Below are 12992 nucleotides of genomic sequence, written 5' to 3'. Positions count from 1 at the left end.
TCGGCACGTGACTACCAATACCCAAGGGCTGCAAGCACGTTGGCAGGCCGTGATGATGGACAACTACGGCACGCCGCCGGTGGCCCTGGTGAGCGGCGACGGCGCGGTCGTGACCGACGCCGACGGCAAGTCCTACGTCGACCTCCTCGGGGGCATCGCCGTCAATGTGCTCGGGCATCGGCATCCCGCCGTGATCGAGGCGGTGACGCGTCAACTCAACACGCTCGGGCACACGTCGAACCTCTACGCCACCGAACCGGGGATCGCGCTGGCCGAGGCGCTGGTGGCGCAACTTGGCGGGGACCTGACGGCGCGAGTGTTCTTCTGCAACTCGGGAACCGAGGCCAACGAGGTCGCGTTCAAGATCAGTAGGCTCACCGGTCGGACCGCACTCGTCGCCGCCGAGGGCGCCTTCCACGGCCGCACCATGGGATCGCTCGCGCTCACCGGCCAGCCGACGAAACAGGCGCCGTTCGAACCACTTCCGGGTCAGGTCACCCACGTGCCGTACGGCGACGTCGACGCCCTCGCGGCCGCCGTCACCGACGACACGGCCGCAGTCTTCCTCGAGCCGATCATGGGGGAGGGCGGCGTCGTCACGCCGCCGCCGGGCTACCTCGTCGCGGCGCGCGAGATCACCGCGCAGCACGGCGCGCTGCTGGTGCTCGACGAGGTGCAGACGGGCGTCGGCCGCACCGGATCCTTCTACGCCCATCAGCACGACGGCATCACCCCCGATGTCGTCACGCTGGCCAAGGGGCTCGGCGGCGGACTGCCGATCGGGGCCTGCATCGCGATCGGCGAGGCGGCCTCGCTGTTGACTCCCGGCCTGCACGGCAGCACGTTCGGCGGCAATCCGGTATGCACCGCGGCCGCGGTTGCGGTTCTGCGGACGCTCGCCGAGGACGACCTCGTCGCTCGCGCCGACGTACTGGGCAAGACCATCAGCCACGGCGTCGAGGCGCTGCGGCATCCACTCGTCGATCACGTCAGGGGCCGCGGCCTGCTGCGCGGCATCGTCCTCACGGCGCCCAAGGGCAAGGCCGTCGAGAGTGCGGCGCGCGAGGCGGGCTTCCTGGTGAACGCGGCTGCGCCCGAGGTCATTCGGCTGGCCCCGCCGCTGGTCGTGACCGAGGCCCAGATCGAGGCGTTCCTCACCGCGCTGCCCGGCATCCTCGACACGGCGGGGTCGGCGTCATGACCGTGCGGAACTTCCTGCGCGACGACGACCTGACCCCCGACGAGCAGGCCGAGGTGCTGGCGCTGGCCGCCGACCTGAAGAAGGACCCGTTCAGCGCCAGGCCGCTCGAGGGACCCCGGGGCGTCGCGGTGATCTTCGAGAAGAACTCCACCAGAACGCGTTTCTCCTTCGAGATGGGCATCGCCCAACTCGGCGGTCATGCCGTCGTCGTCGACGGGCGCACGACGCAGCTGGGTCGCGAGGAGACGCTCGAGGACACCGGGCGCGTGCTGTCGCGCTACGTCGACGCCATCGTGTGGCGGACCTTCGCCCAGGAACGGTTGAGCGCCATGGCCTCCGGGTCGACGGTGCCCATCGTCAATGCGCTCTCCGACGAGTTCCACCCGTGCCAGGTGCTGGCCGACCTGCAGACCCTGGTGGAGCGCAAGGGGTCACTCGCCGGGTTGCGGATGGCCTACTTCGGCGACGGTGCGAACAACATGGCGCACTCGCTCATGCTGGGCGGCGTCACCGCGGGCATCCACGTGACCATCGCTGCGCCAACGGGTTTCGAACCGGCCCGCCAGTTCGTGGCGGCCGCGGAGCGCCGCGCCGCGCAGACGGGGGCCAGCGTCGCCGTGACCGCGGACGCCAACGCCGCCGCCGCGGGCGCCGACGTCCTGGTGACCGACACCTGGACGTCGATGGGGCAGGAGAACGACGGGCTGGACCGGGTGCGTCCGTTCCGGCCGTTCCAGCTCAACGCCCAGTTGCTGCAGCGCGCCGACCCCGAGGCGGTGGTGCTGCACTGCCTGCCCGCCCACCGCGGCCACGAGATCACCGACGACGTCCTCGACGGCCCGCAGAGCGCGGCCTGGGACGAGGCCGAGAATCGTCTGCACGCGCAGAAGGCGCTGCTGGTATGGCTACTGGAACGATCGTGACCACCTCGACCCGCGCGGGGCGACAGGCACGCATCGTGACGCTGCTGTCGGCCCACTCGGTGCGCAGTCAGGGCGAGCTGGCCGCGATGCTCGCGGCCGAGGGCATCGAGGTCACCCAGGCCACGCTGTCGCGGGATCTCGAAGAGCTGGGTGCGGTGAAGCTGCGCGGGGCCGACGGCGGCTCCGGCGTCTACGTCGTGCCCGAGGACGGCAGCCCGGTCCGCGGCGTCGCCGGCGGCACCGACCGGATGACGAGGCTGCTCGGCGACCTGCTGGTGTCGACCGACGCGAGCGGAAACCTCGCCGTGCTGCGCACCCCGCCCGGTGCCGCCCACTACCTCGCCAGCGCCATCGACCGGTCCGCCCTGCCCTACGTCGTCGGCACCGTCGCCGGGGATGACACCATCCTGGTGATCGCCCGCGAACCCATGACGGGCGCCGAACTCGCCCGGACCCTCGAACACCTGCAGTAGCCCGAACGATCAAGGAGATCACTTCAATGTCCGAACGCGTCATCCTGGCGTACTCCGGCGGTCTGGACACCTCCGTTGCCATCAGCTGGATCGGCAAGGAGACCGGCCGCGAGGTGGTGGCCGTCGCCATCGACCTTGGCCAGGGCGGTGAGGACATGGAGGTCGTCCGTCAGCGGGCCCTGGACTGCGGCGCCGTCGAGGCGGTCGTGGTCGACGCCCGCGACGAGTTCGCCGAGGAGTACTGCCTGCCGACCATCAAGAGCAACGCGCTCTACATGTACCGCTATCCGCTGGTGTCGGCCATCAGCCGGCCGCTGATCGTCAAGCACCTCGTCGAGGCGGCCAAGGAGCACGGCGGCGGCATCGTCGCGCACGGGTGCACCGGCAAGGGCAACGACCAGGTGCGTTTCGAGGTCGGATTCGCTTCGCTCGCACCACATCTCGAGGTGCTCGCGCCGGTGCGCGACTACGCGTGGACGCGGGAGAAGGCCATCGCCTTCGCCGAGCAGAACGCGATCCCCATCAACGTCACCAAGCGCTCGCCGTTCTCGATCGACCAGAACGTGTGGGGCCGGGCCGTGGAAACCGGCTTCCTGGAACACCTGTGGAACGCTCCGACGAAGGACGTCTACGACTACACCGAGGACCCCACCGTCAACTGGAGCAGCCCCGACGAGGTCATCGTCGGCTTCGAGAAGGGCAAGCCGGTCTCGATCGACGGCAGGCCGGTGACGGTGCTCGAGGCCATCGTCGAGCTCAATCGGCGCGCGGGGGCGCAGGGCGTCGGTCGCCTCGACGTCGTCGAGGACCGGCTCGTCGGCATCAAGAGCCGCGAGATCTACGAGGCACCCGGTGCGATGGTGCTCATCACCGCCCACACCGAACTCGAGCACGTCACGCTGGAGCGCGAACTCGCGCGCTTCAAGCGGACCACCGATCAGCGGTGGGGCGAGCTGGTCTACGACGGCCTGTGGTACTCGCCGCTCAAGCGCGCGCTGGAGTCCTTCGTCGCCGACACCCAGGAGCACGTGACCGGTGAGATCCGAATGGTGTTGCACGGCGGGCACATCGCCGTCAACGGCCGGCGCAGCTCGGAGTCGCTCTACGACTTCAACCTCGCCACCTACGACGAGGGCGACACCTTCGACCAGTCCAGCGCCAAGGGCTTCGTGCACGTGCACGGGCTGAGTTCGAAGATCGCCGCGCAGCGGGACCTCGCCAACTAGGCGCGAGCAGACGCAAAGGGCCCTCGATAGCAGCATTTCAGGGCCCTTTCCGTCTTTTCGCGGAAGGAGAATGACCGGCACATGACCACCAACGAGGGTTCGCTGTGGGGCGGGCGCTTCGCCGGCGGCCCGTCGGACGCCCTGGCCGCACTGAGCAAGTCGACCCACTTCGACTGGGTGCTGGCGCCCTACGACGTGCGCGCCTCCAAGGCGCACGCCCTGGTGCTGTTCCGGGCCGGGTTGTTGTCGTCGGAGCAGCGTGACGGTCTGCTGGCGGGGCTCGACGCCCTCGGCAAGGACGTCGCCGACGGGACCTTCACCCCGCTGCCGTCCGACGAGGACGTCCACGGCGCCCTCGAGCGCGGACTGATCGACCGGGCCGGTGCGGACCTCGGCGGCCGCCTGCGCGCGGGCCGGTCGCGAAACGACCAGGTGGCCACGCTCTTTCGGATGTGGCTGCGCGACGCGATGCGCGCGATCGGCGGCGGTGTCCTCGACGTCGTCGGTGCGCTCGCCACCCAGGCCGCCGCGCACCCGACCGAGATCATGCCCGGCAAGACCCACCTGCAGTCCGCGCAGCCGATCCTGCTGGCCCACCACCTGCTGGCGCACGCGCACCCGCTGCTGCGCGACGTCGACCGGATCCTCGACCTGGACGACCGCACCGCCATCTCCCCGTATGGCTCCGGCGCGCTGGCGGGTTCGTCGCTCGGCCTCGATCCCGACGCCATCGCCGCCGATCTGGGATTCACCGCCGCCGCCGACAACTCCATCGATGCGACGGCCGCGCGCGACTTCGCGGCCGAGGCGGCCTTCGTGCTGGCGATGATCGCCGTCGACCTGTCCCGGCTCGCCGAGGACGTGATCCTGTGGAGCACGACCGAATTCGGCTATGTGCGGCTGCACGACTCCTGGTCGACGGGCAGCTCGATCATGCCGCAGAAGAAGAACCCCGACATCGCCGAACTCGCCCGCGGCAAGTCCGGTCGCCTGATCGGCAACCTCGCCGGGCTGCTCGCCACCCTCAAGGCGCAGCCGCTGGCCTACAACCGCGATCTGCAGGAGGACAAGGAACCGGTCTTCGACTCGGTGGCCCAGCTGCAGCTGCTGCTGCCCGCGATGGCCGGCCTCGTCGGCACCCTGACGTTCGACGCCGACCGGTTGGCCGAGCTGGCGCCGCGTGGTTACACGTTGGCCACCGACATCGCCGAATGGATGGTGCGCCAAGGCATTCCGTTCCGCGTCGCCCACGAGGCGGCCGGGGCGGCGGTCAAGGCCGCGGAGGCGCGCGGCGTCGGACTCGAGGAGCTGACCGACGACGAACTGGCGGCCATCCACCCCGGGTTGACGCCGAAGGTCCGCGAGGTGCTGACGGTCGAGGGCTCGGTCGATTCCCGCGATGCCCGCGGTGGCACCGCGCCCAGGCAGGTCGCCAAGCAACTCGGCGTCGTGCGGGAGACGGCCGACCGGCTCTGGATTCGGCTGCGTCCCTAGCCGTCGGCCAGGACCAGCCACTCCTCTTCGAGTGACTCCTTGCGCTGCACCAGGTCGGACAGTTCGCCGTTGAGCTGGCCCAGTCGCACGTGATCGGCGGCGGCGTCGGCCATCGTCAGATGCAGCGCGGCGATCTGCTCGTCGAGCTTCCTGAGCTGACTCTCGATGCGCGACAATTGCTTTCCGGTCTTGCGCTCGCGCGCCGAGTCGGTTTCGTTGCGGTCGGCCGGACGGGTCACCGCGACGCCGTTGGCCGCAGGCCGCTCGGCGAGGTACTGCTCGATGCCACCCGGCAGGAGCACGCAGCGACCGCCGCCGGGCAGGGCGTAGGTCACGTCGCTGACCCGCTCGAGGAAGTAGCGGTCGTGGGTGACGACGATCAGGGTGCCCGGCCAGCCGTCGAGGTAGTCCTCGATGACGTTCAGGGTGTCGATGTCCAGGTCGTTCGTCGGCTCGTCGAGCAGCATGACGTTGGGCTCGTCGAGCAGCAGCCGCAGGAACTGGAACCGTCGCCGCTCGCCGCCGGAGAGCTCCGACAGGCGCGTGGTCAACTTGTCGCCGGTGAAGCCGAAGTCCTCGAGTAGGGTGGCCGTGCTGACCTCCTTGCCCCCCGCGAGTTCGGTGATGCGCTTGGCGTTCTCGACCGCGTCCAGGACGCGCTCGCTGCCGTCCATCTCGACGAGCGCCTGGCTCAGGTAGCCGATCCTGAGCGTCTTGCCGCGCTTGACCGTGCCCGACGTCGGCGGCAGTTCACCGGTCAGCAGCTTGAGCACCGACGTCTTGCCCGTGCCGTTGACGCCGACCAGCCCGATCCGCGCGCCCGGCCCGATCGACCAGTCCAGTTGGTCGAGGATGACCTTCTCGCCGGCCCGCAGGGACACCCGGTGCAGGTCGAACACGTCCTTGCCTAGCCGGGCCGTCGCAAAGCGTTGCAGGGCAAGGGAATCGCGCGGTTCGGGTTCGTTGGCGATCAGCTCGTTGGCGGCCTGGATGCGGAACTTCGGCTTGGACGTGCGGGCCGGCGCCCCCCGTCGCAGCCACGCCAATTCCTTGCGCATGAGGTTGCGCCGCCGCGCTTCGGTGCCCGCGGCGATCCTCGACCTTTCGGCGCGGGCCAGGACGTAGGCCGCGTAGCCACCCTCGTAGGCGTCGACGGTGCCGCCGTGCACCTCCCAGATGTTGGTGCACACCGCATCAAGGAACCACCGGTCGTGGCTGACGACGACCAACGTCTTCGCCCGCTGCCGGGACAGCCAGCCGGCGAGCCAGCTGATCACCTCGACGTCGAGGTGGTTCGTCGGCTCGTCGAGCACGAGCACGTCGTGTCCGGCGAGCAAGACCGCCGCCAGCGCGACGCGACGGCGCTCGCCGCCGCTGAGCTGGCCCACCTGGCGGTCGAGTGCGACTTCGGTCAGCAGGTTCTCGACGACCGACCTGCTCTCGGCGTCCGCGGCCCACACGTGGTCGGCGCGGCGGTCCTCGCCGTCGGCGTCGGTGCGCTCGCGCCCGAAGATCACGTCGCGCACCGTCGCCTCGGCCGCGAAGTCGTCGGCCTGGTGCAGATAGCCGACCGACAGGCCGGACGTGTGGGTGACACGTCCGGAGTCGGGTGGCCGGGTCGCCGTGAGGATCTGCAGCAGCGTGGTCTTGCCGTCGCCGTTGCGTCCGACGACTCCGATGGCCTGCCCGTCGTCGACGCCGAGGCTGACGCCGTCGAGGAGGGTGCGCGTGCCGTAGCCGACGGTCGCGCGTTCGAGGTTGATCAGGTTCGCCATCAGCCGCCGATCATAGGGCGCGATCACGACCGGGGCCGCATCGCCGCTGTGCCATGATGGCGTCGACCGGGGCATTCGGGTTTCGCGCGGAAGGGGACGAGCGTGGTGGACCTATCGGCGATCACCGGGCCCGTGGAGCGGTTGGTGGCAACCGCTCAGAACGGTCTGGAGGTCCTGCGGTACGGCGGTCTGGAGACCGGGGCCGTGCCGTCGCCGTTCCAGATCGTCGAGAGCGTGCCGATGTACCGGCTGCGGCGGTACTTCCCGCCCGATGCCCGGCCGGGCGCCAAGCCGGCGGGCCCGCCGGTGCTGATGGTGCACCCGATGATGATGTCGGCCGACATGTGGGACGTCACCCGCGACGAGGGCGCCGTCGGCATCCTGCACGCCGCGGGCATCGATCCCTGGGTCATCGACTTCGGCTCGCCCGACCAGATCGAGGGCGGCATGCAGCGCACCCTCGCCGATCACGTCGTCGCGCTGAACGAGGCCATCGACACCGTCAAGAGCGTGACCGACCGCGACGTCCACCTGGCCGGGTATTCCCAAGGCGGCATGTTCGCCTACCAGACCGCCGCGTACCGACGGTCCAAGGACCTCGCGAGCATCGTCGCCTTCGGGGCCCCCGTCGACACGCTGGCCGCCCTGCCGATGAACCTGCCCGCCGGGCTCGCGGTCGGGGCCGCGGACTTCATGGCCGACCACGTGTTCAGCCGCATCGACGTGCCAGGGTGGTTGGCGCGCACGGGTTTTCAGATGCTCGACCCCATCAAGACCGCGCAGTCGCGGCTGGACTTCCTGCGCCAGCTGCACGACCGCGAGGCGCTGCTGCCCCGCGAGCAGCAGCGCCGCTTCCTGGCCAGCGACGGCTGGATCGCGTGGTCCGGTCCGGCCATCGCCGAGTTGCTCAAGCAGTTCATCGCCCACAACCGGATGATGAGCGGCGGGTTCTCGATCCACGGCGACCTCGTCACGCTCTCCGACATCGACTGCCCCGTCCTCGCCGTCGTCGGCGAGGTCGACGACATCGGCCAGCCGGCGTCGGTACGCGGCATCAAACGGGCGTCCCCGCAGGCCGACGTCTACGAATACCTCATCCGCTCAGGGCATTTCGGTCTGGTCGTCGGCTCGAAGGCCGCCACTCAGACGTGGCCGACGGTGGCGGCGTGGGTCAGGTGGCTCGCCGGTGACGGCGAGATGCCCGACGGTGTGGTGCCGATGGCGCTGCAGCCGGAGGAGTCCCACGAGAGCGGGGTGCCACTGGCGCTGCGCATCGCACACGGTGCCGGCGCGGCCGCGGAGATGACGTTCAGCGTCGCGCGGGCCGCGGGATCCGCCGTCGTCGCGGCGAACAAGTCCGCCCGCGCCCTGGTCGTGGAGACCGCACGGACGCTGCCGCGACTGGCTCGGCTCGGGCAGATCAACGACCACACCAGGATGTCGCTCGGACGGATCATGACCGAGCAGGCCCAGGCCACGCCGCGGGGTGAGTTCCTGCTGTTCGACGGCCGCGTGCACACCTATGAGGCAGTGGACCGCCGCGTCAACAACGTCGTCCGCGGCCTGATCGACGTCGGCGTCCGACAGGGCGCGCACGTCGGGGTCCTCATGGAGACCAGGCCGAGCGCGCTCGTCGCGATCGCCGCGCTCTCCAGGCTCGGTGCGGTGGCCGTGCTGATGCCGCCCGACGCCGATCTGACCGAGGCGGCCCGGCTCGGCGCGGTGTCCGACGTCATCGCCGACCCGGTGCACCTCGACGCCGCGAAGAAATTGCCCCTGCGGGTGCTGGTGCTCGGCGGCGGTGAGGCGCGCGACCTCGACCTCGCCGCGGACGACGACGTCGTCGACATGGAGAAGATCGACCCCGACGTCGTGGCGCTGCCCGGCTGGTATCGACCGGACCCCGGCTTCGCCAAGGATCTGGCCTACGTGGCCTTCGCGACCGTGAACGGCGAGCTGGTCGCCCGGCAGATCACGAACTTTCGGTGGGCGCTCTCGGCGTTCGGCACGGCGTCCGCGGCGAACCTCAGCACCGGCGACACCGTGTACTGCCTGACCCCGCTGCACCATCAGTCCGGTCTGCTCGTCAGCCTCGGCGGAGCGGTCGTCGGCGGCACCCGGATCGCCCTGTCGCGGGGGCTGCGGCCGGACCGCTTCTCCCACGAGCTGCGGCAGTACGGCGTCACCGTGGTGTCCTACACCTGGGCGATGCTGCGCGACGTGATCGACGATCCGGCGTTCGCGCTCCACGGCAACCATCCCGTTCGACTGTTCATCGGGTCCGGCATGCCCACCGGACTGTGGCGACGGGTGGAGGAGGAGTTCGCGCCGGCCCACGTGGTCGAGTTCTTCGCCACCACCGACGGACAGGCCGTGCTGGCCAACGTCGCGAGCGCGAAGATCGGCAGCGAGGGCCGTCCGTTGCCGGGCGGCGGCCAGATCGCGCTGGCGGCCTACGACCCCGACGACGACCTGATCCTCGAGGACGACCGCGGGTTCGTCGCGCTGGCGGGGACGAACGAGGTGGGCGTCCTGCTCGCGCATCCGCGCGGTCCCGTCGATCCGACGGCGTCGGTCAAGCGCGGAGTCTTCGCCCCCGCCGACCTGTGGGTGTCGACGGAATACCTGTTCCGGCGCGACGAGGCCGGTGACTACTGGCTGGTCGACAACCGCGGTTCGGTGATCCGCACCGAGCGGGGACCGGTCTACAGCGCCGCAGTCAACGACACCGTCGGCCGCATCGGTGCCGTCGACGTCGCGGTCACCTACCGGGTCACCGTCGACGACCACGACCTCGCGGTGTCGGCGCTGCTGCTCAGGCCGGGGGGCACGGTGCCGACGGCGGATCTGAACGAGGCGCTGACCGGGCTGCCGGTGGGCGCCGCCCCCGACGTCGTCCACGTGGTGCCCGACCTCAAGCTCAGCGCGACCTACCGACCGCTGCTGGGCCCCCTGCGCGCGGCGGGCCTGCCCAAGCCGTCGCGCAACGCCTGGTACCTGGACCCCGACACCGGCACCTATCGACGACTGACCGCCGCCGCGCGCGCCGAGCTCGCCGGGGCGGCGTCCGACGAGTGACCTATGTGCGCGCTGTGACGGACTGCCACGGCGTCCGCGCTTTGTTAGGCTCCGGGCTGGCCGTACGTGGCCGTCCGGGTCGGGCCGGAGACTTCGACACGCTCGACGATGGAGGATTGATGGCTGGACGAACCGGTAGGCGTGGCGTTCGCCGCGTGTTCACGGGGGCGATGGCCAGTGGCGCCATGGCGACGGGACTGCTGATCGCCCTCGGCGTGGGCACGGCACACGCCGACGTCCTCGACGACATCGACAAGCAGTACGACACCGGCGCCGGCGGCGGACAGATCTCGAACCTGATCCACACCGCGATCAAGCTGCGCGGTCAGGGCTTTCGGCCGTCGGTGGGCAACGTCGACGACCTCGAGGCCGCGATGACGAAGCGCCCCAATCAAATACCGTTGATCCAGGCCCTGCAGCAGACGGTGCAGTACCAGAAGCAGAACCAGAGCCGCAGCAGCGGTGGCGGCGGCCCCGCGCTGAACCCACCGACCATCGGCATCGGGGGCGGGAACCCCGGCAGCTACCCGCCCGACCCGAATGGCGGCGGCGGCATCAACATCCCCCTCGGCTGACGCATGCTCGATCAACGTCTGCGCAGCCTCCTGGTCTGTCCTGAGGACCGCGGTTCGCTGCTGCTCGTCGGCGACCGGCTCTACAACCCGCGGTTGCGACGCGCCTACCGAATCGAGCACGGCGTGCCCGTGCTCCTCATCAGTGAGGCGGTCACGATCACCGATGACGCCGAGCACCAGTCGATGATCGAGCGGGCGGAACCCTAGCCCAGAATCGCTGCGGTGAACGCTGAGGTGTTGGCGACCGACCCGGTGACGGCCGCGCAGCGGTTGCTGGGGGCGGAGCTCGTGGCGCGCGGTGTGACCGCGACGATCGTCGAGGTCGAAGCCTATGGCGGTCCCCCCGACGGACCCTGGCCCGATGCCGCGTCGCACTCCTTCCGCGGTCGGGGAGGGCGCAACACCCTCATGTTCGGGCCTGCGGGGCGGCTGTACACCTACCTCAGCCACGGCATCCACGTCTGCGCCAACGTCGTCTGCGCCGACGACGGCGTGGCCGCCGCGGTCCTGCTCAGGGCGGCGGTCGTCACCGACGGCCTCGACGCCGCGACGGCCCGCCGCGGTGACCTGTCGCGGACGTCGGCGTTGGCGAGGGGACCGGGCAACCTCAGCTCCGCGCTCGGAATCACCATGGGAGACAACGGGATCGACCTCTTCGACGACCACAGTCCCGTTCGGCTCGCGCTCGGCGCACCGCGCGCCGGCACCAGCGGCCCGCGCGTCGGGGTGAGCCGTGCGGCGGACCGCCCGTGGCGGTTCTGGCTGCCCGGGTGTCCCGAGGTCTCGGCCTTTCGTCGCAGTCCCCGGGCACCCGCGCCGGGGATGAGTGACTGATGCGGAAGGATCGACCCATGAGCACGGGCATCCTCGACGAGCTGGAATGGCGCGGCCTCATCGCGCAGTCCACCGACCGCGACGCGCTGGCCGCCGCGGCCGCCGACGGGCCGATCACGCTGTACGCCGGATTCGACCCCACGGCGCCGAGCCTGCACGCCGGGCACCTCATCCCGCTGCTGACGCTGCAGCGCTTCCAGCGCGCCGGGCATCGGCCGATCGTCCTGGCCGGCGGGGCCACCGGGCTGATCGGCGATCCCCGCGACACCGCGGAGCGCACGCTGAACACCGCCGACACCGTCGCCGAGTGGTCCGAGCGCATCCGCGGTCAGCTGGAGCGATTCGTCGCCTTCGACGGGTCGGCGACCGGTGCCATCGTCGAGAACAACCTGTCCTGGACGTCGCAGCTCTCGGCCATCGAATTCTTGCGCGACCTGGGCAAGCACTTCTCGGTGAACGTCATGCTCGATCGCGACACCATTCGACGCAGGCTCGAGGGCGACGGCATCTCCTACACCGAATTCAGCTACATGCTGTTGCAGGCCAACGACTTCGTCGCGCTGCACGAGAAATACGGGTGCGCACTGCAGATCGGCGGCTCGGATCAGTGGGGCAACATCATCGCCGGCGTGCGCCTGGTCCGGCAGAAGCTCGGCGTCGGCGTGCACGCGCTGACCGTCCCGCTGGTGACCTCGGCCGACGGCAAGAAGTTCGGCAAGTCGACCGGCGGCGGCAACGTGTGGCTCGACCCCGAGCTGACGACGCCCTACGCCTGGTACCAGTACTTCTTCAACACCGCCGACGCGGACGTGGTGCGCTACCTGCGCTGGTTCACGTTCCTCTCGGCCGAGGAACTCTCCGAGCTGGAGGTGGCGACCGCCGAACGGGCACACGAGCGAGCCGCCCAACGACGGCTGGCCCAGGAGCTGACGACGCTCGTCCATGGTCGGGCGGCGACCGACTCCGTCGAGCTGGCCAGTCAGGCGCTGTTCGGACGCGGGGAACTGGAGCGGCTGGACGAACCGACGCTCGCCGCGGCGCTGCGCGAGACGTCGGTCGCGGCAGTCGGCCCCGGGGTCGCGGACGGGATCGGGGATCTGCTGGTGGCCACCGGTTTGTCCAAGAGCAAGGGCGAGGCGCGGCGCACCCTGTCCGAGGGCGGCGTCTACGTCAACAACCAGCGCGTCGACAGTGACGAGTGGACGCCCCACGCCGACGACTACCTGCATGGCAAGTGGTTGGTGCTGCGGCGAGGCAAGCGGAACGTCGCCGGCGTCGAGCGGACGCTCAGGGCCTGATCATCCGGACGAATCAGGCCTCTGAGCAGCCGGTTTGACTCTCCGTTATCCGGCACGTAACTTAGTCCAGGTCGTCGCGACGCGGTCCAACCGCCGAGCGCGACGGCATCACCGA

11 protein-coding genes are annotated in these 12992 nt (G+C 70.3%); 10 read left to right on the top strand and 1 reads right to left on the bottom strand.

All coding sequences use genetic code 11. The features are described from left to right. Positions 1-7 precede the first annotated feature (7 nt). The 5 genes from G6N60_RS16175 to argH all read left to right on the top strand — a co-directional run bounded on the left by G6N60_RS16175 (position 8) and on the right by argH (position 5317). Positions 8-1201, top strand: coding sequence for an acetylornithine transaminase (locus G6N60_RS16175; RefSeq protein ID WP_263992049.1), 1194 nt, complete (start codon positions 8-10; stop codon positions 1199-1201). Next, a complete protein-coding gene (argF, locus tag G6N60_RS16170; protein ID WP_163739190.1) occupies positions 1198-2124 on the top strand; it encodes an ornithine carbamoyltransferase in 927 nt (308 codons plus the stop codon). Before G6N60_RS16175 ends, argF begins: the two co-directional genes overlap by 4 nt. After that, on the top strand, positions 2103-2597 hold the full coding sequence (locus tag G6N60_RS16165; protein WP_276027622.1) for an arginine repressor: 495 nt from the start codon (positions 2103-2105) through the stop codon (positions 2595-2597). Before argF ends, G6N60_RS16165 begins: the two co-directional genes overlap by 22 nt. A gap of 26 nt (positions 2598-2623) precedes the next feature. Further along, a complete protein-coding gene (locus tag G6N60_RS16160; protein WP_163739188.1) occupies positions 2624-3823 on the top strand; it encodes an argininosuccinate synthase in 1200 nt (399 codons plus the stop codon). Between the two features lie 81 nt (positions 3824-3904). Next, positions 3905-5317: an argininosuccinate lyase gene (gene argH / locus G6N60_RS16155; protein WP_163739186.1), complete on the top strand. Its 1413-nt coding sequence runs from the start codon at positions 3905-3907 to the stop codon at positions 5315-5317. Here the strand turns inward: argH and G6N60_RS16150 are convergent. Continuing rightward, a complete protein-coding gene (locus G6N60_RS16150; protein WP_163739184.1) occupies positions 5314-7092 on the bottom strand; it encodes an ABC-F family ATP-binding cassette domain-containing protein in 1779 nt (592 codons plus the stop codon). The two genes, argH and G6N60_RS16150, sit on opposite strands and share 4 nt — an antisense overlap. 105 nt (positions 7093-7197) lie before the next feature. On the opposite strand from G6N60_RS16150, the gene G6N60_RS16145 reads away from it, so the two are divergent. From G6N60_RS16145 to tyrS, 5 genes are all read left to right on the top strand, one after another. Beyond that, complete coding sequence (locus tag G6N60_RS16145; RefSeq protein ID WP_163744043.1) at positions 7198-10170, top strand: acyl-CoA synthetase; 2973 nt, start codon at positions 7198-7200, stop codon at positions 10168-10170. 119 nt (positions 10171-10289) lie between these two features. Further along, on the top strand, positions 10290-10745 hold the full coding sequence (locus G6N60_RS16140) for a hypothetical protein (protein ID WP_163739181.1): 456 nt from the start codon (positions 10290-10292) through the stop codon (positions 10743-10745). A 3-nt stretch (positions 10746-10748) separates the two neighbouring features. After that, positions 10749-10952 (top strand): Trm112 family protein, encoded by a 204-nt coding sequence (locus G6N60_RS16135; RefSeq protein ID WP_163739179.1) that lies wholly within the window; start codon positions 10749-10751, stop codon positions 10950-10952. Between the two features lie 15 nt (positions 10953-10967). Then, positions 10968-11579 (top strand): DNA-3-methyladenine glycosylase, encoded by a 612-nt coding sequence (locus tag G6N60_RS16130; RefSeq protein ID WP_163739177.1) that lies wholly within the window; start codon positions 10968-10970, stop codon positions 11577-11579. A gap of 17 nt (positions 11580-11596) precedes the next feature. Next, positions 11597-12877 (top strand): tyrosine--tRNA ligase, encoded by a 1281-nt coding sequence (gene tyrS / locus G6N60_RS16125; RefSeq protein WP_163739174.1) that lies wholly within the window; start codon positions 11597-11599, stop codon positions 12875-12877. Positions 12878-12992 lie beyond the last annotated feature (115 nt).

The organism is Mycolicibacterium madagascariense (assembly GCF_010729665.1).
GTDB classification, from domain to species: Bacteria; Actinomycetota; Actinomycetes; order Mycobacteriales; family Mycobacteriaceae; genus Mycobacterium; species Mycobacterium madagascariense.
The sequence above is the reverse complement of the archived record's forward strand: the minus strand, read 5'-3'. Positions and strand labels throughout refer to the sequence as shown.